This is a genomic window from Streptomyces sp. NPDC058001, from assembly GCF_042886315.1.
GTDB lineage: Bacteria > Actinomycetota > Actinomycetes > Streptomycetales > Streptomycetaceae > Streptomyces.
In genome coordinates this window covers 314,455-336,704 of record NZ_JBHVQT010000010.1, presented here as the reverse complement: position 1 = coordinate 336,704, position 22,250 = coordinate 314,455, and the positions used below count along the sequence as shown (strand labels likewise).

At 70.4% G+C, this 22,250-nt stretch carries 25 protein-coding genes; 9 read left to right on the top strand and 16 right to left on the bottom strand.

Annotated elements, in window-relative coordinates; genetic code table 11:
• Positions 1-201 precede the first annotated feature (201 nt).
• Complete coding sequence (locus ACFVT5_RS26285; RefSeq protein WP_389892761.1) at positions 202-1,323, bottom strand: zinc-dependent metalloprotease; 1,122 nt, start codon at positions 1,321-1,323, stop codon at positions 202-204.
• A 462-nt stretch (positions 1,324-1,785) separates the two neighbouring features.
• Positions 1,786-3,348 (bottom strand): D-alanyl-D-alanine carboxypeptidase/D-alanyl-D-alanine-endopeptidase, encoded by a 1,563-nt coding sequence (dacB, locus tag ACFVT5_RS26280; RefSeq protein ID WP_389892758.1) that lies wholly within the window; start codon positions 3,346-3,348, stop codon positions 1,786-1,788.
• A gap of 178 nt (positions 3,349-3,526) precedes the next feature.
• Here dacB and ACFVT5_RS26275 point away from each other — a divergent pair, with 178 nt between their 5' ends.
• Both ACFVT5_RS26275 and ACFVT5_RS26270 read left to right on the top strand, forming a co-directional pair.
• The gene (locus tag ACFVT5_RS26275) at positions 3,527-4,018 is read left to right on the top strand and encodes an inorganic diphosphatase (protein ID WP_389892993.1); all 492 of its coding nucleotides are present in this window, start codon (positions 3,527-3,529) and stop codon (positions 4,016-4,018) included.
• A gap of 182 nt (positions 4,019-4,200) precedes the next feature.
• Positions 4,201-5,871, top strand: coding sequence for a threonine/serine exporter ThrE family protein (locus ACFVT5_RS26270; RefSeq protein ID WP_389892756.1), 1,671 nt, complete (start codon positions 4,201-4,203; stop codon positions 5,869-5,871).
• Between the two features lie 532 nt (positions 5,872-6,403).
• Here ACFVT5_RS26270 and ACFVT5_RS26265 read toward each other — a convergent pair.
• Positions 6,404-7,093: a DedA family protein gene (locus ACFVT5_RS26265; RefSeq protein ID WP_389892753.1), complete on the bottom strand. Its 690-nt coding sequence runs from the start codon at positions 7,091-7,093 to the stop codon at positions 6,404-6,406.
• A 202-nt stretch (positions 7,094-7,295) separates the two neighbouring features.
• On the opposite strand from ACFVT5_RS26265, the gene ACFVT5_RS26260 reads away from it, so the two are divergent.
• On the top strand, positions 7,296-7,661 hold the full coding sequence (locus ACFVT5_RS26260; protein ID WP_389892750.1) for a YbjQ family protein: 366 nt from the start codon (positions 7,296-7,298) through the stop codon (positions 7,659-7,661).
• A 54-nt stretch (positions 7,662-7,715) separates the two neighbouring features.
• On the opposite strand, the gene ACFVT5_RS26255 is transcribed toward ACFVT5_RS26260, so the two are convergent.
• On the bottom strand, positions 7,716-8,474 hold the full coding sequence (locus tag ACFVT5_RS26255; protein ID WP_389892747.1) for a MerR family transcriptional regulator: 759 nt from the start codon (positions 8,472-8,474) through the stop codon (positions 7,716-7,718).
• A gap of 181 nt (positions 8,475-8,655) precedes the next feature.
• Between ACFVT5_RS26255 and ACFVT5_RS26250 the strand changes: the two genes are divergently transcribed.
• On the top strand, positions 8,656-10,068 hold the full coding sequence (locus ACFVT5_RS26250) for a glutamate decarboxylase (RefSeq protein WP_389892744.1): 1,413 nt from the start codon (positions 8,656-8,658) through the stop codon (positions 10,066-10,068).
• A 59-nt stretch (positions 10,069-10,127) separates the two neighbouring features.
• On the opposite strand, the gene ACFVT5_RS26245 is transcribed toward ACFVT5_RS26250, so the two are convergent.
• From ACFVT5_RS26245 to ACFVT5_RS26220, 6 genes are all read right to left on the bottom strand, one after another.
• Complete coding sequence (locus ACFVT5_RS26245) at positions 10,128-10,973, bottom strand: ABC transporter permease (protein WP_389892741.1); 846 nt, start codon at positions 10,971-10,973, stop codon at positions 10,128-10,130.
• Positions 10,970-11,929, bottom strand: a complete 960-nt coding sequence (locus ACFVT5_RS26240; protein ID WP_389892738.1) for an ATP-binding cassette domain-containing protein — start codon at positions 11,927-11,929, stop codon at positions 10,970-10,972. The genes ACFVT5_RS26245 and ACFVT5_RS26240 overlap by 4 nt, the downstream gene beginning before the upstream one ends.
• A gap of 133 nt (positions 11,930-12,062) precedes the next feature.
• On the bottom strand, positions 12,063-12,704 hold the full coding sequence (locus ACFVT5_RS26235; protein ID WP_389892735.1) for a PadR family transcriptional regulator: 642 nt from the start codon (positions 12,702-12,704) through the stop codon (positions 12,063-12,065).
• Positions 12,705-12,758: 54 nt separating this feature from the next.
• Positions 12,759-13,310, bottom strand: a complete 552-nt coding sequence (locus tag ACFVT5_RS26230; protein WP_389892733.1) for a DinB family protein — start codon at positions 13,308-13,310, stop codon at positions 12,759-12,761.
• Between the two features lie 95 nt (positions 13,311-13,405).
• Positions 13,406-14,872 carry an aldehyde dehydrogenase family protein gene (locus ACFVT5_RS26225; RefSeq protein WP_389892731.1) on the bottom strand — a complete coding sequence of 489 codons (1,467 nt, stop codon included), beginning with the start codon at positions 14,870-14,872 and terminating at the stop codon, positions 13,406-13,408.
• A gap of 66 nt (positions 14,873-14,938) precedes the next feature.
• The gene (locus ACFVT5_RS26220; protein WP_389892728.1) at positions 14,939-15,832 is read right to left on the bottom strand and encodes a helix-turn-helix domain-containing protein; all 894 of its coding nucleotides are present in this window, start codon (positions 15,830-15,832) and stop codon (positions 14,939-14,941) included.
• A gap of 272 nt (positions 15,833-16,104) precedes the next feature.
• On the opposite strand from ACFVT5_RS26220, the gene ACFVT5_RS26215 reads away from it, so the two are divergent.
• Positions 16,105-16,587 (top strand): ATP-binding protein, encoded by a 483-nt coding sequence (locus ACFVT5_RS26215; RefSeq protein WP_389892726.1) that lies wholly within the window; start codon positions 16,105-16,107, stop codon positions 16,585-16,587.
• Between the two features lie 84 nt (positions 16,588-16,671).
• On the opposite strand, the gene ACFVT5_RS26210 is transcribed toward ACFVT5_RS26215, so the two are convergent.
• The 5 genes from ACFVT5_RS26210 to rpmB all read right to left on the bottom strand — a co-directional run bounded on the left by ACFVT5_RS26210 (position 16,672) and on the right by rpmB (position 18,972).
• Entirely contained in the window at positions 16,672-16,893 is a 222-nt protein-coding gene (locus ACFVT5_RS26210) for a DUF397 domain-containing protein (RefSeq protein ID WP_389892990.1), read from the bottom strand.
• A 322-nt stretch (positions 16,894-17,215) separates the two neighbouring features.
• Entirely contained in the window at positions 17,216-17,575 is a 360-nt protein-coding gene (locus ACFVT5_RS26205; protein ID WP_389892723.1) for an ArsR/SmtB family transcription factor, read from the bottom strand.
• A 252-nt stretch (positions 17,576-17,827) separates the two neighbouring features.
• On the bottom strand, positions 17,828-18,346 hold the full coding sequence (locus ACFVT5_RS26200) for a hypothetical protein (protein ID WP_389892720.1): 519 nt from the start codon (positions 18,344-18,346) through the stop codon (positions 17,828-17,830).
• An 84-nt stretch (positions 18,347-18,430) separates the two neighbouring features.
• A complete protein-coding gene (gene rpsN, locus ACFVT5_RS26195) occupies positions 18,431-18,736 on the bottom strand; it encodes a 30S ribosomal protein S14 (protein WP_389892717.1) in 306 nt (101 codons plus the stop codon).
• Positions 18,736-18,972 (bottom strand): 50S ribosomal protein L28, encoded by a 237-nt coding sequence (gene rpmB / locus ACFVT5_RS26190; RefSeq protein ID WP_389892714.1) that lies wholly within the window; start codon positions 18,970-18,972, stop codon positions 18,736-18,738. The genes rpsN and rpmB overlap by 1 nt, the downstream gene beginning before the upstream one ends.
• Positions 18,973-19,089: 117 nt before the next feature.
• Here rpmB and rpmG point away from each other — a divergent pair, with 117 nt between their 5' ends.
• From rpmG to rpsR, 4 genes are read left to right on the top strand one after another with little or no spacing between them, the layout of a single operon-like run.
• Positions 19,090-19,254: a 50S ribosomal protein L33 gene (rpmG, locus tag ACFVT5_RS26185; RefSeq protein ID WP_030846000.1), complete on the top strand. Its 165-nt coding sequence runs from the start codon at positions 19,090-19,092 to the stop codon at positions 19,252-19,254.
• A gap of 47 nt (positions 19,255-19,301) precedes the next feature.
• Positions 19,302-19,568, top strand: a complete 267-nt coding sequence (locus tag ACFVT5_RS26180; RefSeq protein ID WP_389892711.1) for a type B 50S ribosomal protein L31 — start codon at positions 19,302-19,304, stop codon at positions 19,566-19,568.
• A complete protein-coding gene (locus ACFVT5_RS26175; protein ID WP_389892708.1) occupies positions 19,568-20,800 on the top strand; it encodes a CobW family GTP-binding protein in 1,233 nt (410 codons plus the stop codon). Before ACFVT5_RS26180 ends, ACFVT5_RS26175 begins: the two co-directional genes overlap by 1 nt.
• A 4-nt stretch (positions 20,801-20,804) precedes the next feature.
• Positions 20,805-21,038 (top strand): 30S ribosomal protein S18, encoded by a 234-nt coding sequence (gene rpsR / locus ACFVT5_RS26170; RefSeq protein WP_389892705.1) that lies wholly within the window; start codon positions 20,805-20,807, stop codon positions 21,036-21,038.
• On the opposite strand, the gene ACFVT5_RS26165 is transcribed toward rpsR, so the two are convergent.
• Positions 21,030-22,175, bottom strand: coding sequence for a DUF2786 domain-containing protein (locus ACFVT5_RS26165; protein WP_389892702.1), 1,146 nt, complete (start codon positions 22,173-22,175; stop codon positions 21,030-21,032). The two genes, rpsR and ACFVT5_RS26165, sit on opposite strands and share 9 nt — an antisense overlap.
• Positions 22,176-22,250 lie beyond the last annotated feature (75 nt).

Here is a 22,250-nt window from a genome sequence, read left to right as displayed (position 1 = left end):
TTCGGGGGGTGTGGCTCGGGTGTCTCGATCGGTCCCTGAGTCACCGTCGCGGGCCGCTGTTCCCGTCCCGCCCGGTCACTCAGAGTGTGTCGATGGTGACAGAGCCGAGCCGTTCCCCGAGCATTGCACGCCTACCCATCGCTCACGGTCCCTCGGACGGGTGATTACGGGGGCGTTCTTCTGCCATCGGCCGCATGGCGATCAGGACTCTGCCTTACGGTGCACCCTCGCGACCCAGTCCGCCGGTTTGCTGATCTCGGCCTTGGTCGGGAGCGTGTTGGGGGAGGTCCAGACGCGGTTGAAGCCGTCCATGCCGACCTGTTCGACGACGGCGCGGACGAAGCGTTCGCCGTCGCGGTACTGGCGCAGTTTCGCGTCGAGGCCGAGGAGTTTGCGCAGCGCCTGGTCGAGGCGGGACGCTCCGCGGGCGCGGCGCTGCTGGAACTTCTCGCGGATCTCGGCGACGGACGCCACGACGTCGGGGCCGACGCCGTCCATGACGTAGTCCGCGTGGCCTTCGAGGAGGGACATCACGGCGGTGAGGCGGCTGAGGATCTCCCGCTGGGCGGGGGTCTGAACCAGCTCCACGATGGACCGGCCCTCGTCCTCCTCGTCGTCGGTACGGCCGCCTGCCAGGGACTGGGCGGCTTCCCTGATGCGTTCGAGGACGGTCATCGGGTCGACCTCGGTCTCGGCGAGGAACGACTGGATTTCGCCCTCCAGGTGGTCGCGCAGCCAGGGCACGGCCGTGAACTGGGTGCGGTGCGTCTCCTCGTGGAGACAGACCCAGAGGCGGAAGTCGTGGGGGTTCACGTCGAGTTCGCGTTCGACGTGGACGATGTTGGGGGCGACCAGGAGGAGCCTGCCGCCGCCGTTCGCCCCCGCGGGGAGGTCGCGGGTCGCCGGGGCGAAGGTCTCGTACTGGCCGAGGACCCGGGACGACAGGAACGACAGGAGCATGCCCAGCTCCACGCCGGTGACCTTGCCGCCGACGGCGCCGAGTACGGCGCCGCCCGGGGTGCTGCCGCGACGTTCCTGCATCTTGTCGAGGAGCGGCTTGAGGATTTCGCGGAACCCGGCGACATTCGCCCGGACCCAGCCTGGTCGGTCGACGACGAGGATCGGCGTGTCGTGCACATCCTCGTCGCCCATCCTGGTGTACGTCCGGACGTGTTCCTCGGACGACTTGGCGTGCCGGCGCAGCTCGGCGACGACGGCGCGGGCCTCGTCGCGGCTCACCTCGGGTCCCGGCCGTACGAGCCGGGTCGCGGTCGCCACCGCGAGATTCCAGTCGACCATCTCGGCACCACCGATGCTCGTCATGCCGTCAACGGTACGTGGTCGGCTCCGCCTACGGTGAGGGATGACCCAGCGGATTCCCCGCCACCCGGCCTAACCCCCCACCGAGGTCTCCGCCCCGGCCCCCCACCACCGCACCGGAAATCGCCCCCAGGGCTGCGCCCCAGACCCCCCAGAACCGGGCCTGCGCCCCAAACCCCCCACCCCGGCCCGGCCGCTCGGGGATGACAGGGCGGAAAGAGACCCCGGGGCTTCGCCCCAGCCCCCACCCGGCCACTCGACACCGCCGATATGCGCCACCTCGCGTCCCGCCGTCGCGGCGGAAAGATAGACCGGGCTTCCGGCCCGGCCGCCCGAACCGCCGCCGCAGCCGCCGCAACAGGAAGAACACCGGGGCTGCGCCCCGTAGCCACGCCTGGCACTGCCCGCCGCAGGCGCCCGGAGGGCAACGGCACCTGATGAGGGTGGGTGGGGGGGAATTTTGGGTTAGCGGCAGCCGCAGTTGGCCAGGGTTGTGGCCAGGTGGTCCAGGGTGGATTGGGTGGCGGTGGGGTCGGCCGAGGGGCCGTCCGACATGAAGGTGAAGGTCAGGAGGCGGCCGTCGGCGTCGACCACGGTGCCGGCCAGGGTGTGGACGCCGGTCAGGGTTCCCGTTTTGGCTCGGACGAACCCCGTGCCGGGGGCGTCCGGGCCTTCGGCGTAACGATTTCTCAGGGTGCCGGTGAAGCCGGCGACCGGGAGGCCGGTGAGGACGGTCCGCAGTTCGGGGCGGGCGGGGTCGGCGGCGCGGGAGAGCAGGGACGTCAGCAGGTCGGCCGTCAGGCGGTCGGCCCGGTCCAGGCCACTGCCGTCGGCGAACCGCGCCCCGTCGAGCGGGAGTTCCAGCTTGGTCAGCGCCCGGTGCACCGCCTTGCCGCCCCCTTCGAAACTCGCCGGCTCCCCCACCGCGACGGCCGTCTGCCGCGCCAGCGCCTCCGCGATGTCGTTGTCGGAGTACGTCAGCATCCGCTCCACCAGCGCGGACAGCGGCAGCGACTGGACGGCGCCCAGTTCCTCCGCCCGCCCCGACGCCTTCGCCCCGGCGGGCTCACCCTTCGTCCGGATCCCCCGGTCCCGCAGCAGCTCCGCGAACTTCCGCGCCGCGTCCCCCGCCGGATCCGCGCTCCGGGGCGCCGTACCGGCCGATGAGTCGTCGAGTCGACCCTCGTCCACCATCAGCGCGCTCACCGGCGCGATGTTCTCGTTCGGTCCGATCGGATGCGTGGGCGGACCCGCGTACAGGGAGGTGTCGTACCCGATGCTGACCTCCTTCGTACCCCGGGACTTCAAGGCGTCGGCCGTCTCGTCGGCCAAGGTGCGCAGGGACGCGTTGCCCGCCGCGTCCTTGCGGGCCGTCAGGGTCGGGTCGCCGCCGCCGACGAGGACGACCTCCTGGGCGTCCGGTTCGGCGACGGCCCGGGTGGTGATGCGGTGGTCGGCGCCCGCGGCGGAGAGCGCCGCGGCGGCCGTCGCCAGTTTGATGGTCGACGCGGGGGTCAGCGACTCGCCCGCGTCGCGGCCCCACAGCCGCTCACCGGTCACCGCGTCCACGACGGCGGCGGTACGCCGGGTGCCGGGCGGCGCGCCCCCGAGCAGCGGCTCCAGGACGTCACGGAGCGCCCGTTCGGTCGGCACCGGGGCGCCGCCGGTCGGTGCGCCGAGCGCGGTCAGGACGGACCGCGCGCTGGGCGCGGCCTTCGGGATCCCGGCACCCGTACGTCCCGTACCGCCGGTAAGCCCCGTATCCCCGGAGCCGTCTCCGTGATGTGCGCCACCCTCGGCCTCGCGCTCGGCCGCCCAGTCGCGTTCCGCCGTGCGCTGGCCCGAGGAGTCCCAGGGGCCGGCGGCGGCGATCGACCCGGCCGCGACGGCCAGGCCCAGCACGGCGGCACCCGTCGTGACCTGCCACGTCCTGAGCTGTCCTGGCCGTAGCGACCGGAGGGCCGACAGATGGGTCACCGAGCGGCGCGCGAGTCGCACGGCACGCGGCCACGGCTTCAGCTCCGGCACGACCGACCAGCCCCTTTCGCGATCACACACTTGCGTGAGGGACACTTAATCACTGCGTCTCGCCTTGGGACGGCACCCCAGCTCGCGGGAGTCCGCCCCCGGCGGTAACCCGCGGCGAGAATGCGGTGTCACGAGACAGTGTCACGAGAATGAAGTGCTGATCATGGAGGAGCCACCGGTGGAGTTCGACGTCACGATCGAGATTCCGAAGGGTTCGCGGAACAAGTACGAGGTGGACCACGAGACCGGTCGGATCCGCTTGGACCGTCGACTCTTCACCTCGACCAGCTACCCCGCCGACTACGGCTTCGTCGAGAACACCCTCGGTGAGGACGGCGACCCGCTGGACGCGCTGGTCATCCTGGACGAGCCGACCTTCCCCGGCTGCCTCATCCGGTGTCGCGCGATCGGCATGTTCCGGATGACGGACGAGGCGGGCGGCGACGACAAGCTGCTGTGCGTGCCGGCGTCCGACCCCCGTGTGGAGCACCTGCGGGACATCCACCACGTGTCCGAGTTCGACCGCCTGGAGATCCAGCACTTCTTCGAGGTCTACAAGGACCTGGAGCCCGGCAAGTCCGTCGAGGGCGCCAACTGGGTCGGCCGTACGGAGGCCGAGGTCGAGATCGAGCGGTCCTACAAGCGGGCCGAGGAGTCCGGCGGCCACTGACCGGCTGCCGCCGCCGTCGTCGTATGTCGTACCGGGCGGGCCGTGTGTTCCTCAAGGGGCACACGGCCCGTTTTGGTGCGCGTGGTCATGGTCCGGTACGCGTGTGCTCAAGTTCTGTTGCGCGTGCTCATACTGGGCATACGAACTACGGCCGTACCCCCGAATCGACTGGGACCTAGTGGGTGAGTGAGCAGGAGTCGTCCGAGGACCGCGAGCGGAAACCGGCGTCGGACGAGGCGCGCAGCGCCTTCAGCCAGCCGACCGGTACGCAGCCGCAGGCACCGGCGGCGCCGGAGGGCGAGTCGCAGACGACGTCCGAGTTCGCGGTGCCCGACGGTCTCGCCGCGCTGCCGGCCACCCCGGCCGACGAGGGGTCGGCGTTCAGTACGCCCCGCACCTACAACTCCCGGTCCGCGCCGCCCGCCTTCACACCGCCGACCGGCGTGCCCGTGGTCCGGCTCGCCACGGAGGCGCCCTGGCAGGACCGGATGCGCACGATGCTGCGGATGCCGGTGGCCGAGCGGCCCGCGCCGGAACCGGCCCAGCGGCACGAGGACGAATCGGTACCGGCCGTTCCGCGCGTACTCGACCTGACGCTGCGGATCGGGGAGCTGCTGCTCGCGGGCGGTGAGGGCGCCGAGGACGTGGAGGCGGCGATGTTCGCCGTGTGCCGGTCCTACGGTCTCGACCGCTGCGAGCCGACCGTCACCTTCACGCTCCTCTCGATCTCGCACCAGCCGTCGCTGGTGGACGACCCGGTGACGGCTTCGCGGACGGTACGGCGGCGGGGCACCGACTACACACGGCTCGCGGCTGTGTTCCGCCTGGTCGACGACATAAGTGACCCGCAGACGGAGGTGTCGCTGGAGGAGGCGTACCGGCGGCTCGCGGAGATCCGGCGCAACCGGCACCCGTACGCCGGATGGGTGCTGACGCTGTCCAGCGGGCTGCTCGCGGGCGCGGCCTCGGTGCTGGTCGGCGGTGACCTGATCGTGTTCGTGGCCGCGGCGGTGGGCGCGATGCTCGGTGACCGGCTGGCGTGGCTGTGCGCGGGGCGGGGGCTGCCGGAGTTCTACCAGTTCACGGTCGCCGCGATGCCGCCGGCCGCCATGGGGGTCGCCTTGACGCTCGCGCACGCGGATGTACGGGCGTCCGCCGTGATCACCGGTGGGCTGTTCGCGCTGTTGCCCGGTCGGGCGCTGGTGGCGGGGGTGCAGGACGGGCTGACCGGCTTCTACATCACCGCGGCGGCGCGGCTCCTTGAGGTCCTGTACTTCTTCGTCGGCATCGTCGTGGGTGTGCTGATGGTGCTGTACTTCGGGGTCCGGTTGGGAGCCAAGCTCAATCCCGACGCGGCGCTGCTGGTGATCGAGCGGCCCGGGTGGCAGATCGCGGCGTCGATGGCGCTGTCGCTGTGTTTCGCGGTGCTGTTGCAGCAGGAGCGGTCGACGGTGCTCGCGGTGACGCTGAACGGGGGTGTGGCGTGGGTGGTGTACGGCGCCCTGCACTACGCGGGGGGTATCTCGCCGGTGGCGTCCACGGCGGTCGCCGCCGGGCTCGTGGGGCTGTTCGGGCAGTTGTTCTCGCGGTACCGGTACGCGTCGGCGTTGCCGTATGTGACGGCGGCGATCGGGCCGCTGCTGCCGGGTTCGGCGACGTATTTCGGGTTGCTGGCGATCGCCCAGAACAACATGGACGCCGGATTGGTGTCCCTCACGAAGGCGGCGGCCCTGGCCATGGCGATCGCGATCGGCGTGAACCTCGGTTCGGAGATCTCGCGCCTCTTCATCCGCATCCCCCGAGGCACACCACAGCCCGACCGAAAATCCGCCAAGCGCACCCGCGGGTTCTGAGGTTTCCGTCAACGGCGTTCCCACCCACCCACCCACCCAAAAACCAGGCCACCTGCGTCACCCAATGCCCCGGCGAGGGCGGCCACCCGCCGCGCAACGGCGGCACACCACAGCGACGTGGACCGACAGTGCCAAGCCAGGCAACAGGGGTTCCAGGTGCAACCCAGGGGCGGGGATCGGGACGTAGCCCGAGGCCGGCCGGTCCGAAAAGCGTGCGGTGCCGAGCCAGGCGACAGAGGGCCGGGCGCAGCCCCGGCCGGACACACGCGCCAGCACCCACCCGTCCCGCCGCGCAGCGGCGTCCTTCTCCCGCCGCAAGGGCGGCGCACCACAGCGATGTGAACCGGCGGTGCCGAGCCAGCCGACCCGGGGGGCGGGCGCATCCCGGCGTGGCGCAGCCCCGCGGCGTGGGATCCGGGCGCAGCCCGGCGTGGGCGCGGGGCGCAGCCCGGCGTGGGCGCGGGGCGCAGCCCGGCGTGGGCGCGGGGCGCAGCCCCGAGTGGGCGGGGGCGGTTGCGCCCCCGCTGTCCGGTTATCGGCGGGCGTGGCGGCCCCGGGGCGGGGTGTCCTGGGTCGGGTCCTGGTCGGTCGGGTCCTGGGACTTCTTGCCGTTCCTTCGGGCTCGCCAGAATTCGATGATGATCGGGACGACCGAGACGAAGACGATCAGGATGAGGATCGCCTCGACGTTGTCGCGGACGAAGCTGTGCTTGCCGAGCCACGCGCCGAGGAGGGTGACACCGGCGCCCCAGAGGATGCCGCCGATGATGTTGAACGTGATGAACGAGCGGTACCGCATCCCGCTGACGCCCGCGATGATCGGCGTGAACGTCCGCACGATCGGCACGAAGCGGGCCAGGACGAGCGACTTCGGCCCGTGCTTCTCGAAGAACTCGTGCGCCTTCGCCACGTTCTCCTGTTTGAACAGGCGTGAGTCCGGCCGGTTGAAGAGGGACGGGCCGACCTTCTTGCCGAAGAGATAGCCCGCCTGGTCACCGAGGATCGCGGCGACACAGATCAGTACGCACACCAGCCACAGCGGCATGTCCAGCTGCCCCGTGGTGACGAGCAGACCGGTGGTGAACAGCAGTGAGTCACCCGGCAGGAAGAACCCGATGAGCAGGCCCGACTCGGCGAAGACAATGATCAGCAGGCCATAGATACCGAACTCGTTCAGCAGGTGATTCGGGTCCAGCCAGCTCGGTCCGAGAGCAAGCGTCATCACGGTTCCGGGCTCCTGAGGGTGAAAGGGGTGGACGACTGTCCGTGCGCCGCCAAAGCTATCAACGCCACGTAACCCGCTGGGGTTCCACCCGGACCCCTGCAATCCGATTGTTTTCTCGCTGTGCGGGCCGGGTGGCGTAGGGCCAAGCTGTGCGTGACAACGCCGCGTGACGGCGCGGGCGTCCCGGAAGGTGGATCGCGTGGGTATCGAGGAGTACGGGGGCGGCATGAGCCCCCAGTCCGACGTGCTGGTAGTGACGACGAACGACGTGCCCGGCTACCGGGTGACGCGGGTCATCGGCGAGGTCTTCGGCCTCACCGTGCGCTCGCGGCACCTCGGCAGCCAGATCGGCGCCGGGTTGAAGTCGATGATCGGCGGCGAGTTGAAGGGCCTCACCAAGACGCTGGTGGAGACCAGGAACCAGGCGATGGACCGGCTCATCGAGCAGGCACGCGCGCGGGGCGCCAACGCGGTACTGATGTTCCGTTTCGATGTGACGGAGGCGGCGGACGTCGGCACCGAGGTGTGCGCGTACGGCACCGCCTGCGTCATCAGTCCCGAGTAGCGGCGGTAGCGGCCACCTTCAGGAGCAATCTCAGGAGCAACTTCAGGGGCAACTTCACGCCCGGCGTGCGGCGTTCGCCAGGATCGCCGCGCGCTGGTACGCCGCGAGACCCGGCTTCGCCTTGTCGATGTTCCGGGTGAACCGCTCGTCCGTGACGTACATCTCGCCGAGACAGACATGCATCTCGTACGGGCACGGGTAGTGGTGCTGCGCGATCCACCCGCGGTGGTCCTCGGCGGCGTCCGTCGCGGCCTCGGACTCCGCGGGCTCACCGGCCTCCATCAGGGCGACGAACCGGCGCGTGAGCGCGTCGGACTCGGCCTGGATCCTGGCCCAGTCCTCCTTGGTGTAGGAGGCCGCCTTGCGCTGTGACTCCGCGTAGGCGTCGGTGGAGCCCCAGCGCTGCTCGGCCTCGTCGGCGTACGCGTCCGGGTCGAAGTCGCCGAACACCTCGAACTTCTCCTCGGGCGTGAGATTGATGCCCATCTTCCTTGCCTCCATGGCGGTTTCGACGGCGGAGGCCATCCGCCGCAGTTTCTCGATACGGGCGGTCAGCAGTTCGTGCTGGCGGCGCAGATGCTCGCGTGGGTCGGCGTCGGGGTCGTCGAGCAGCACGGCGACCTCCTCCAAGGGGAAGCCGAGTTCCCGGTAGAAGAGGATCTGCTGCAACCGGTCGAGGTCGGCGTCGCCGTAGCGGCGGTGCCCCGCGTGACTGCGACCGCCCGGGGTGAGCAGGCCGATCTCGTCATAGTGGTGCAGCGTGCGCACCGTGACGCCGGCGAAGCCGGCGACCTGCCCCACGGAGTAGCTCATCGGCCCCTTCTTCCCGTGCGCGCGTTCCGTTCCGTCCGTTCCTCAGGGTGGCTCCTCACGTCGCGTGAGGTGCAACCCCGATTTATTGTGGGCCGTGCCCGTAGCCGCCCCGTCACCCACCGTGTCCGCTCGCACGCCCCACGCGCGCGGGACGGTCCAGCCCCCGAGGGAGGCCCCCGCCGTGCCGCTGCACAAAGGCTCCGGTAAGTCCGACGAGCGCCCGATGTCGGTGAACCCGTTCTTCGGTGACGCCAACCCGATCGGCTCCATGAACGACGCCCCGCCCAAGCACCGGCTCCCGGACGGTCCGCTGACGCCGGCGAGCGCGTACCAGCTGGTGCACGACGAGTTGATGCTCGACGGCAACTCGCGGCTGAACCTGGCCACCTTCGTCACCACCTGGATGGAGCCGCAGGCGGGGGTGCTGATGGCCGAGTGCCGCGACAAGAACATGATCGACAAGGACGAGTACCCGCGCACGGCGGAGCTGGAGAAGCGCTGTGTGTCGATGCTCGCGGACCTGTGGAACGCGCCCGACCCGTCGGCCGCCGTCGGCTGCTCGACCACCGGTTCGAGTGAGGCGTGCATGCTCGCCGGGATGGCGCTGAAGCGGCGCTGGGCGCTGCGCAACACCGACCGCTACCCCTCGCGCGAGGCCCGGCCGAATCTGGTGATGGGCGTCAATGTGCAGGTGTGCTGGGACAAGTTCTGCACCTTCTGGGAGGTCGAGGCCCGGCAGGTGCCCATGGAGGGCGACCGGTACCACCTCGACCCGCGCGCGGCGGCCGAGCTGTGCGACGAGAACACCATCGGGGTCATCGCGGTACTCGGCTCCACCTTCGACGGTTCGTACGAGCCGGTGAAGGAGCTGTGCGCGGCGCTCGACGACCTTCAGAAGCGCACCGGGCTGGACATCCCGGTCCATGTGGACGGCGCGTCCGGTGCGATGGTGGCGCCGTTCCTCGACCCGGACGTGGAGTGGGACTTCCGGCTGCCGAGGGTCGGCTCGATCAACACATCGGGGCACAAGTACGGGCTGGTGTACCCGGGGGTCGGCTGGGCGCTGTGGCGGTCGGCGGCCGAGCTGCCCGAGGAGCTGGTGTTCCGGGTGAACTATCTGGGCGGTGACATGCCGACGTTCGCACTGAACTTCTCGCGGCCCGGCGCGCAGGTCGTAGCGCAGTACTACACGTTCCTGCGCCTGGGCCGTGAGGGGTTCCGTGCCGTGCAGCAGACCACCCGGGACGTGGCCATGGGGCTCGCGCGGCGGATCGAGGCGCTGGGCGACTTCCGGATGCTGACGTGGGGCGACGAGCTGCCGGTGTTCGCGTTCACGACGAAGGACGACGTGCACGCGTACGACGTCTACGACGTGTCGCGGCGGCTGCGCGAGGCCGGCTGGCTGGTACCCGCGTACAGCTTCCCGGCGCACCGCGAGGATCTGTCCGTGCTGCGGGTGGTGTGCCGCAACGGCTTCTCGGAGGACCTGGCGGCGCTGTTCCTGGGAGATCTCAAGCGGCTGATGCCGGAACTCCGGGGCCAGCCCCATCCGTTGACCAAGGACCGGGCCGCGGCGACGGGCTTCCACCACTGAGGCGCCCCCCTCCCGGGAAGCCCACCGCCCCGACCGGCCTACCTGCCCACCACCCCGGCCTACTTGCTCAGCGCTCCGAACTTCCGTACCGCCAGCGGAAGGAAGACCGCCACCATCAGCAGCGGGAACGCCACCGCGAGCGCGCCCGCGTGGTCGGCCGCCCAGGATGTGCCCGTGCCACCGGGGTTGCCGAACAGGTCGCGTACGGCGGTGGCGGTCGCCGACATCGGGTTCCACTCGACGGCCACGCCCAGCCAGGACGGCATGGAGTCGGGTGTGGCGAGGGCGTTGGACAGGAAGCCCACCGGCCAGACCAGGATCTGCACGGCCTGTACCAACTCCGGCTTGCCCGCGACCATCGCGAGGTAGATGCCGAGCCACAGCATCGCGAACCGGAGCAGGAGCAGCAGCCCGAACCCGCCGACGAGGGCGCCGAAGGAGTCGTGCCAGCGCCAGCCGATCGCCAGGCCGACGCCGCACATGACCAGGAGCGCCGCGGCGGACTGGAGCATGTCCGCGACCGAACGCCCCACGAGGACGGCGCCGTTGGTCATCGGCATCGAGCGGAAGCGGTCGATCACGCCTTTGTTGAGGTCCTGGGTGACCGCGACCATCGTCGCGTCCAGACCGAAGGCCATGGTCAGCGCGAACATGCCGGGCACCAGGAAGTCGACGTAGTCGCCGGTCACGCCCCGGCCGCCGCCGATGAGATAGCCGAACATCAGCAGGAGCATCACCGGGAAGACAAGGCCGACGACGACCTGGACGGGCTGCCGTGCCCAGTGGGCGAGTTCGCGCCGGGTCATGGTCCAGGAGTCGGTCAGGGCCCACCCGACCCGGCCACCCCCGCCCCCGCCGTCGGCGCCCGCGACGGCCACCCCGCCACCGGTCTCGTACGTGGTCATGCCGCCGCCCCCTTCGTGAGGTTCAGGAACACTTCGTCCAGCGTGGGCCGCCGCACGGCCACGTCCTCCGCCTCGATACCGGCCTCCTCCAGCGCGCGTACGGTCCGGGTGAGCGCGGCCATGCGGTCGGCGACGGGCGCGCTGAGCAGCCGCCGGTCCACGTCGACCACCGCGCCCTCGGGCAGCAGCCGGGCCGCCGCGTCAAGTTGGGCGGCGTCGCGGACGACCACGTCGATACGGTCGCCGCCGGTCCTGGACTTCAGCTCGTCGGCCGTGCCGTCCGCGATGACCCGCCCGTGGTCGACCACCGAAATACGGTGCGCGAGTTGGTCCGCCTCCTCCAGGTACTGCGTGGTCAGCAGGACGGTGGTACCGCCGCCGACCAGGGAGCGCACCGCCGACCACACCTCGGCGCGCCCGCGCGGGTCGAGTCCGGTCGTCGGCTCGTCCAGGAACAGCACCGCCGGACCGGTGATCAGTGAGGCGGCGAGATCCAGCCGCCGCCGCATACCGCCGCTGTACTGCTTGACGGCCTTGCGGCCCACGTCGCCGAGCCCGAACCGGTCGAGCAGTTCCGCGGACCTGGCCCGTGCGCGGGCGGCGTCCAGGTGGTGCAGCCGTCCGAACATCTCCAGGTTCTGCCCGCCGCTCAGCTCCTCGTCCAGCGCCGCGTGCTGCCCGAGCAGCCCGATACGGCGGCGTACGTCGTCGGCCCGGGTGCGGACGTCCAGGCCCGCCACCTCGACCCGGCCCTCGTCGTGCCGCAGCAGGGTCGCGAGGACCCTGACCAGGGTGGTCTTTCCCGCGCCGTTCGGACCCAGGACGCCGTGCACGGTGCCGCGCGCGACCCGCAGGTCGAGTCCGTCGAGTGCGTGTTTCCTCCCGTACCGCTTGTGTGCGCCCACCACGACGATCGCGTCGCCGCCGCCCGGCTCCCCCGACCTCACAGAACCCACTTCGCCCTCCGCCATCAACTCACCACTCCGCTACTTCGCCACGCAAGTAATCAAACTTGACTACCGGCGCAGACCGTATGCCCTCGATCCCGATTGGTCAAACTTGATTAGCTGGCTCGATCAGGCGGCTGGATCAGCCACGGTCCCCGGGATGGCTCTCCCCCGTCGCGTACGGGTTCTCCTGGCCCGCACCGAGGACCCCGACAAACGGCTCACCCTCACCGGCGAACGTGTACGCGCCGCCCTCGATGCGCTCGATCAGGCCCCGCGTCCACTCGGCACCCCCGTCGGCGGTGTGCAGCCACATGTTCATGATCTCGCCGATATGGCCGTACTGCCCCGGCCCGTCCTCCGGGACGTAGTGCTCGACCACGGACGCGCGCCACTCCTCGATCCGGCGCACCCGCTCCCTGAGCAGCGTCACGACCTCGTCGCGCGGCAGTTCCACCAGCAGCCCGAGCGCGGCCGACAGCACGTCGGTCTTCTGGTCGTAGCGCGTCAGGGCCTCGCGGAGCAGCGTGAAGAACTCCTCATCGCCGCGTTCGGTGATCTCGTACTCGACCCGGGGCGGGCCGCCCACGGTGGACGGCGCCACCTCGTGTGCGAGCAGCACGCCCTGCTTGGCCATCTGCTTCAGCGCGTGGTAGATCGACCCCGGCTTGGCGTTCGACCACTCGTGCGCGCCCCAGTACTCCAGGTCGTTGCGCACCTGGTAGCCATGGGCCCGCCCGTGCTGGCGGACCGCGCCGAGGACGAGCAGCCGGATCGCCGACATCCCACACCCTTCACACCGTCACCGGGTGCCGCACCGAGCGGGCACCCGCACTGATCAACTTTGACCAGAGTAGCCCCGCTCCATCGCGACGAGGTCAAAGGCGTTCTTGCCGTCCAGGGACTCCCGGACGATGTCGGCGTGGCCCGCGTGCCGGGCGATCTCCTCGACCAGGTGGAGCATCAGCCACCGCATCGACACGGCACCCTCCTTGGGGAACCAGGGCGCCTCCGGCAGCGGGAAGGTGTCGTCCAGGCTGGGCACCGTACGGATGAACTCGTCGGTCTCCTTGGCGACGCCGTCCCAGAACGCGAGCACGCCGGCCACCGTCTCGCCGTCGGCAAGGTGGAAGCCCTCGCCCCAGGTCTCCTGGGTGCGGGCGCGCTCGTTGGGCCGCTGCTGCGCCATCCGCAGCCAGTTCAGCTCGCACTCGGCGACATGCTTGACCAGGCCCGACACGGACAGCTCGCTGGCGCTCGGCCGGCTCGCCGCCGCCTCGTCGGTCAGCCCGAGCACAGCGCGCCGGACCGCGCCGCGCTGTGCCTCCACAAAGGCGATGAGGGCGCCGCGCTCGTCTCCGTGCGCTTCGGCGGGTACGTGAGTGACCATGATGGTGCAACCTTCCGGGAGTGCCGTTCCTGCTCGACACCCCCGACGCTACGCAGCCATCAGGTCAGATCCTGTCCTCAATCGCGCGGGTGTCGCTAGAGGGAAAAACGGCTGCGCCCGTGCTGCACCGACACCCACTTGCGGGTGGTGAAGGCGTCGACCGTCGACTCGCCGTTCAGCCGTCCGAGGCCCGACTGCTTCTCGCCACCGAAGGCGACCAGCGGCTCGTCCCGCACGGTGGTGTCGTTGACGTGCATCATCCCGGTGTCGATACGGCGCGCGAAGTTCACCCCGCGCTCGGCGTCCGCCGTGTGCACGGCACCGCTCAGTCCGTACGGGGTGTCGTTGGCGATCCGTACGGCCTCGTCCTCGCCGTCGAACGGGATCAGCAGCGCCACCGGGCCGAAGATCTCCTGGCGCAGCAGCGGTGAGTCGGCGGGCAGCCCGGTGAGGACCGTCGGCTCGACCAGGTTGCCGATCGTGCGGCCCTCGACCAGGGCCGTGGCGCCCTCGGCGAGCGCCTGGTCGACCAGACCGCCGAGCGCCTCGGCCTGGAAGTCGTTGATCACCGGTCCGATATGGGTGTCCGGATCGCGCGGGTCGCCGGTGTTCAACTCCCGTACCCGGGCGACGAACTTCTCGGTGAACTCCGGCTCCAGACTGCGGTCGACCAGGATCCGGTTGGCCGCCATAGGGACCTGGCCCTGGTACACGTACCGGCTGAAGACAGCCGCGTCGACCGCGTAGTCCAGGCCCTCGTCGTCCAGGTCGTCAAGGACGACCAGCGCGCTGTTGCCGCTCAACTCCAGGATGCTGCGCTTGAGATGACTGGCCGTCACCGACGCGACATGGCGGCCGACACGGTCGGAGCCGGAGAACGAGATGACCTTGGGGACCGGGTGCTCGATGAGCGCGTCACCGATCTCGGCGATGTCCGTCACCAGCACGTTCAGCAGTCCGGGCGGCAGGCCCGCGTCCTCGAAGATCTTGGCGATCAGGCCGCCGCCGACGACGGGTGTGTTCTGGTTGGGCTTGAGGACCACCGCGTTGCCGAGGGCGAGCGCCGGCGCCACCGACTTGAGGGTGAGCAGGAAGGGGAAGTTGAAGGGGCTGATGACCGCGACCACGCCGACCGGCAGCCGGTAGACCCGGTTCTCGCGGGTCTCCTCGCGGGCCGGCACGATCTCGCCCTCGGGCCGCATCGCGAGCTGCATCGCCTCGCGCAGGAAGTCGGCCGCGCAGTGCACTTCCTGCTGGGCCTTGATCCGGGTGCCGCCGAGTTCGTCGATGATGGCCTCGACTATCTCGTCCGCCCGCTCCTCGGTGATCCGTAGCGCCCGCTCGATCACCTGGCGTCGTGCGTAGGGGCTCGTGGTCCCCCAGGACTTCTGCGCGCGTTCAGCGGCGCGATAGGCCGCGTCGACCTCGGCCACCGTCGCGACGGTGATGGAGGCCAGTTTCTCGCCGTTGTAGGGATTGAAGTCGATGATGTCCCACGAGCCGCTGCCGGTCCGCCATTCGCCATCGATGTACTGGTGGGCCAGGTCAGTGAAGAAGGACATGTGAACCCCAACTCAAAAGGCAAGCGCGGGCGCAAGCGCCTGATGAGACGTCATCGTACTTGTGTCTCAGGAAAGTTGGAGCAGTCCACGGAGGAGATCACGGGTCCCTGAGGGATCAGGACTGTCCGTCCTGAGCAGTTCCATTGCCTTTGCGTAGTGTGCGACTTCTTCTGGCTTGTCCACATAGAGGGCGCTGGTGAGCTGTTCCAGATAGACCACGTCGGAAAGATCCGATTCGGGGAACCTCAGCATCGTGAAACTGCCGCTCTCACCGGAGTGCCCGCCGAAGCTGAACGGCATCACCTGAAGCGTCACGTTCGAGCGTTCCGACGTCTCGATCAGATGCTGCAACTGGCCGCGCATCACCTCTCGGTCGCCGTACGGCCTGCGCAACGCGGCTTCGTCCAGGACGACATGGAAGTGCGGGGAGCGTTCCGAGACGAGGACCTTCTGGCGCTCCAGGCGCAGCGCCACCCGCCGGTCGATGTCGGCGCGGCTCGCGCCCTTCATCCCGCGCTCGACCACCGCGTGCGCGTACGCCTCCGTCTGGAGGAGGCCGTGTACGAACTGCACCTCGTACACCTGGATGAGTGAGGCGGCGCCCTCCAGCCCCACATATGTCTGAAACCAGCCGGGCAGCACATCGGAGTAACTGTGCCACCAGCCCGCGACATTGGCCTCCTTGGCGAGCGACAGGAGCGACCCGCGCTCCGCGTCGTCACTCACGCCGTAGAGCGTCAGCAGGTCTTCGACGTCCCGCGCCTTGAAGCTCACCCGTCCCAACTCCATGCGGCTGATCTTCGATTCGGAGGCCCGGATCGAGTAACCGGCCCGCTCTCTTGTGATGCCGCGCGCTTCCCGCAGTCGCCTGAGTTGTGAGCCCAGCAGGATGCGCCGCACCACCGAGCCTCCCCCCGCGCCTTCGGTCTGGGGGTATCCCCAGGACTCGCCTGCGGTCACTTCGTCAGCCTCCCCAACGTTTCCAGGGGGCGAAGTCTGCCACTAAAACCTTCCAGCCCGTACTCGTTCGGTTACGGAAATGGAAAGGCTGCGAAAGTCCAGGGGAAGAAGTCGGAGGAAGAAATCGGCGACAAGTGGTATGGGATCGTCCAATTCCGGCGCGTGCACGTGCATCTGCCCTTGCATCTGCTGTACGCATTCGGAACCATGGCACGCGCACCACCGCAGCAACCGCAGTACCGCTACGGCCGCGAATCACGGGAGTGCCTCGCATGGGGACGAATGGATCGACCATGCTCGAACCGTTGAGGCAGGGGCTGCCCCCGATGGAGCCGACGGCCGTCTCCAGCGCGGCGTCGTGCGCCCTGCCGGCCCGCTATGAAGCGGTCGGCGAGGCCCGCCGGTTCACCCGGAGAACGCTCGACGACTGGGACACCGCCGAGCGTTTCGACGACATATGTCTGGTCGTCTCGGAACTCGTGACCAACTCGCTGCGGCACGCGCTGCCGTCGGACGTCCCTCGCGCCGATGACCCGCCGGTGCGGCTGCATCTGATGCGCTGGGCCTCTCGGCTGGTGTGCGCGGTGCGCGACCCGAGCGAGGAGAGCCCGATCGCGCGGGACGAGGTGGACGACTGCGCGGCCGAGTCCGGGCGGGGTCTGTTCCTCGTCGACTCGTTCAGCGACGGCTGGGGCTGGCATCCACTCGCGGGCGCGCCCACGGGCAAGGTCGTCTGGGCCATGTTCCGCCTGTGACCCAGGCACTCACCGGGGGCACGGACGCGGGCCCTGCCCGGTGTCTACGCGGGTCGACCCCGCCGCCCCCGAAGTTCCGGCGGCTCAGGGACCGGCGACCAGGTGGTCGAACTCGCCGTCCTTGATACCCAGGAGCATGGCCTCGATCTCGGCCCGCGTGTAGACCAGCGCCGGACCGTCCGGGAACCGTGAGTTGCGTACCGCGACCCCACCTCCCGGCAGCCGCGCGAACTCCACGCAGGAACCCTGCGAGTTGCTGTGCCGGCTCTTCTGCCAGACCACCCCATGAAGCTGTGTGGCGGCCATGCCGTTGTACACGTCGTGCACAGGTCGCTCCCCGGTGGTGCTGTGGCTGATGTGGCCGATGCGGCTGATGTGACAATTGCTGTACAGGTCAACTGCTCCGGATCATAACTCTGTTTCTCATGCAGATGCATGGGCGAATGCACGTGCACGCGGGGTGGTCTCTTGGTTACAGCTTTACTGTCCCTTGCCCCTGTTTCACGGTGACTCCTTCGGTCACGTGCCGGTCGGCGCCTGCCCCGGCACCCGCCCGACATGCGCACTCCCTGCCCCCGGACCTCATGTACACGATGAGACGCACATCGGGGCCGGGATGTTCCAGCGTTCACATGGTGGACTCGGTCGAGTGCCCCGGATTCCCGTTCTCACCGGTTCCCCTCAAGGGTTCGTAGAGATCGAGCCATGCGCGGACCTCCACCAGCGGGGCCGCCTCCAGACGGTGGACGCGCTGCCGCCCCACCCGTCGCTCCGATACGAGCCCGGCGTCCCGCAGCACCTTCAGATGCTCCGACAGACTCGGCCGCCGCATGGCGAAGTGCGCGGCGAGCACCTGCACGGGCTGCGGCCCCCGCTCCCGCAGCAGCCGCAGCAGTTCGCGCCGCGGCCCACTGGCGAGCGCGGCGAAGATCCGGTCCTCGCGGGACACGGGTGGGATGTGGTCCGGAGGTGGGGCGGTCGAGGGCATGGGTGGTCCGGGGACCTCTCTGACTCGGTGGCCTTCGGTGTCCGTGGTCGGACCATGATCCACGAAGGGTGCGGCACACCGGTCGCCGCCCTCCCCCGACGGTGAGGGCAGCCGGATCAGCAGGGCACAGGGGCGGACGCGAAAGGGCCGCGGAACCGAAGGGGTTCCGCGGCCCGTTGACCGATCTGGTGGCTGATCCAGTGCCCGATCCGGTGGCTGATCCGGCGACCGGCCCAGTAACCGGCCCGGGGGTCAGGACGTCGGCAGGCCCGCCGTCGGGAGACCGTCCGGAAGCTGGCCGTCCTTGGTCTTCCGGTACGTCTCGGTGCCGAGCCCGCCCTCCCAGGTGACCTTGAGCGTGCCGGCGGTGACGGAATCGACCATGCCGTGCGCCCGGTTGTCCTTGCCGCTGGTGCACGTGAGCTTGATCATCTGCATCTTCGAGTCCTTGGACACGCTGCCACTGCACACGGATCCACCGGTCTCGAAGAGGCCCACCTGGGAGCCGGTGACGACCAGCGCGACGACCTTGCCGTCGTTCGTGGCGACCCAACTGCCTTCCACGGAGCCCGCGTCGGCGCCGGAGTCCGCGCCGGAGCCCGCGTCGGCGCCCGACGGTGACGGCGCCGACGAGGACGACGAGGGGGGCGAGCTGCCGGACGGCTCCGCCGTGTCGCTGGTGCATCCGGTCAGTGCGAACAGCGCCGCCAGCCCCACGGTCACCGCACCGGCCCGGACGCGCCGGGATGCCGCGGAATTCACCGAACTCACAACCGTCACCGAAGTCCCCCAAGGCACTGATAGGTACCGATAGCCATGGCGCCGCCGAACTGCCGCTCGCCGGCCCGCAGCAAGCTACCAGGAGGACTTGCGCACCCCGGGGAGAAATCCGGCATGTGCCTGTTCGCGTACGCCGATCCGCGACAGACCGAAGGCCCGCAGATAGCCGCGCGGCCGGCCGTCCACACTGTCCCGGTTACGGACCCGGGTCGCGCTGGCGTCACGCGGCTGCCGACGAAGTTCCCGCTGGGCAGCGAGCCGTTCGGCGTCGGAGGAGCCGGGCCGCCGGATGATCTCCTTCAGCTCGGCGCGGCGCTCCGCGTACCGGGCGACGATCTCCTGGCGGCGGTCATTCTTCGCGATCTTGCTCTTCTTGGCCATCAGACCTTCACCCCACGGCCACGAATCCTGGCGACGGCGGCCTCGACGCCGATCACGTCGACGGTCTTGATCCCCTTCACGCTCAGCCGCAGCCGGACATGGCGGCCCTCACTCGGCAGCCAGTACCGCTTGCGCTGGACATTGGGGTCGAAGCGGCGCGAGGTGCGCCGGTGCGAGTGTGAGATCCGGTTGCCGAAGCCGGGTCCGGCGCCGGTCAGCATGCAGTGGGCGGACAAGGGGACGCACCTCTCCGTCGGTCGGTCGACCGACTGTTTCGCGGACGGTTCGGGGTCGCTCGGGACCCATCGAAGACCCCTCTTGAAAATGGGACCCATTTTCATTACACTACCAGCATGGCACGCAACGAACTCCGCCCGGTCATCAAGCTCCGGTCCACGGCGGGGACCGGCTTCACGTACGTGACCCGCAAGAACCGCCGTAACGACCCCGATCGCATGACGCTCCGCAAGTTCGACCCGGTCGCCGGCCGGCACGTCGACTTCCGCGAAGAGCGCTGAGCCGAGCCGCCCTCGCGCGGCCCAGGAAGGACACAGGTACACACGCCATGCAACCCGGAATCCACCCCGCGTACGGGCCGGTCGTCTTCCGCGACCGCGCCGCGAACCACGCCTTCCTCACCCGGTCGACCGCGACCAGCGACAAGACGGTCGAGTGGGAGGACGGCGCCACCTATCCCGTGGTCGACGTCGAGATCTCGAACGTCAGCCACCCCTTCTACACGGGCAACGCCCGCGTCCTGGACACGGCGGGGCGCGTCGAGCGCTTCGAGCGCCGGTACGGGCGGGACGCCCGCCGGGGCGAGGCCGGCTGATGACTGCCGGTCACGAACCCGGAGCGGATCCCGGCGCCGAACCCGGAGCCGACTCCGGCGCCGATCCGGACGACGGCCCCCGCGCGCGCCCTGCCGCGCGCGGGGGCCTGTATGTCGCCCTCGTCGGCGGGCTGCACGCCGACGCCCGGAAGGAGGCGGTCGAGCGGCTGCTCGCCACCGTCCCGGGGAGTGTCGCCCTGCACCACGACCTGTCGACGGCGCCCGAAGGCACCGTGACGCGGACGGTCCGGGACGCCGGCGGGGTCCTCTCCACCGGGGACACTCCCCTGGTCAACGACTGCGCGTGCTGCGCGCTGCGCGAGGACCTCGTACCGGAGATCGCCCGGCTCCGTGACAGCGGCGCCGGAGTGCGGCTCGCGGTGGTCGAGCTGTGGGACTCCGTCGAGCCGAAGGCGATGGCCGAGGTGGTCGCCGCGCACGGCTTCACGGTCAGCGCGGTGATCACCGCGGTCGATCCCGCGCTGCTGCTGCCCTATCTCGGCAACGGCGACGACCTGGCCGACGTGGGGCTCGCCGCCGCCGCGACCGACCAGCGGACCGTCGCCGACACCTGGGCACGCCAACTGGAGTACGCGCCCGTGCTCGCCGTCGCGGACTCACCCGAGGCCGACGACGAGGACCGGGCCCTGCTGGCGCAGCTCCATCCGACGGCCCGCCGGGTTCCGATCGGCCACGGTGACCTGGCGGGCGCCGCGTTCGGCGGCTTCGACGTGGAGGCCGCGGCGGCGGCGCAGCACCCGGCGTGCGCGCGGCTTCCCGCCGACGCCGACGAGGCGGGTGTGTCCACGCTCGTCTGGCACCGGCGCCGGCCCTTCCACCCGGAGCGGCTGTACGCGGCCCTGGAGGACCTGACCTGTGCGGCGGCCCGGAGCCGTGGCCGGTTCTGGCTCGCCGACCGACCCGACACACTGCTGCACTGGGACGCGGCCGGGGGTGCCCTGTGCGTGGAGAGCGCGGGGCCGTGGCTCGCGGCGCTGCCGGACGCGGCCTGGGAGATGGTGCCGCCGGTGCGGCGGGCCGCCGCCGCGCTCGACTGGCACCCCGAGCACGGCGACTGCTGCCAGCACCTCGTCTTCACCTCGCCGGGTCTGGACCGGGACGGTCTGGCGGACCTCCTGGAGTCCTGCCTGCTGACCGACGCCGAGTACGCCGCGGGGCGCGCCGCCTGGAAGCGGCTGCCGCCCGCCTTCGACACCCTCCTGGAGGTCTGATCCCATGCCCCGCAAGCCCGAACGGGGGCCGGTCAAGTCCCGGCCCAACCCACTGGACCAGGCGAAGATCACGTACATCGACTACAAGGACACCGATCTGCTCCGGAGGTTCATCTCGGACCGGGGCAAGATCCGCAGCCGCCGGGTGACCCGGATCTCGGCGCGGCAGCAGCGGCAGTTGGCGCGGGCGATCAAGAACGCGCGCGAGATGGCACTCCTGCCGTACTCGTCACGCTGATCCGATCGCGGCGTCTCCTCCGGCGTGCCGGAGGGTCGCCGCGTCCGCCGCGCGGGTGCCGTCGGTCCAGCCGGCCTCGTCGGAAACACCCCGCACGCGCGCGTGGGTGGTGTGCGGAAACATGCGCTCCGTACTCGCCGCGACCGCGACCTCGCGTGCGGCGAGTACGGGCAGCGACTCCGGCTCCGCCGAGGTCACGCGTCGCGCCGTCGCGGTCAGACGGTCGCCGATCCGGTGCGCGTACGCGGCCAGGAACGACTGTCGGAACGTCTTCGTCCGCTTGCGTCCGGCGGCGCGCTGGGCGGCCTCCGCGCGGGTCATCGCCGCCGTGCCCTGCACCAGGAGCGAGGTGTACAGCAACTCCACGACCTCCAGGTCCGCGTCGAACCCGACGACCGTCGAGAACCCCAGGTCACCGTTCCACACGGCGCGGCAGCGGTTCGCGGTGGCGACCGCGTCGAGCAGGACCGCCTTGGCCGTCTCGTACGGGGCGTCCACACCGATGCGACAGGCGCCGGGCGGCACATCGCGTGCACCCGCGCGCGTACGGGACGACAACAGGGCCTCGTCCACGCTGTGCCGCGCCATCAGCTCCTGCGCCTTCGCGCTCAGCGCCTCCGCCTCTTCGGGGAAGGTCGTCGCCTCCGCCTTGGCGAGCAGGGCCCGGATCCGGGTGAGCATGCGCGGCTCGCCCACGGTCGGGGCGGCGACCGTGGCGGTGCCCGGCGGTGGCCCGACCGGTTCGATCGCGGGGAGTGCGAGGAGCAGCCGGTACAGCTCCAGGACGGTGGTGGCGTACGAGAAACGGTCGCTCGGCGGTGCGGACGGTTCCGTGAGTGCGGCGAGGGTGGCGAGCTGGTCGGGCCAGCGGGGCGGCAGGGACGCGTACCGGGATGTCTCGGAGCGGATCAGGTGGGCGGCGACGCGCAGGTGCGGGTCCGCGAGGTCGCGGCGGACCATCCGTACGATGTCGCCCGGCTGCCAGCCGCGGTGCCAGGCGGCGTTCAGGAACTGCTCGCCGCGGCGGGCGAGTTCGGCGTCCGCCGAGGGGGTGGCGGCCAGGAGGGAGGCCGCCGTGTCGAGGGCGGCGTCTCCGTCCTGGTACAGGGCGGTGCCCAGGGCCTGGTCTATTTCCACGGGTCCATGTTCTCAGGGGCGGGTGAGTGAACTTGTCCACAGGCTGTGGATAAGTTGGCTGGATTGTCAGTGCCG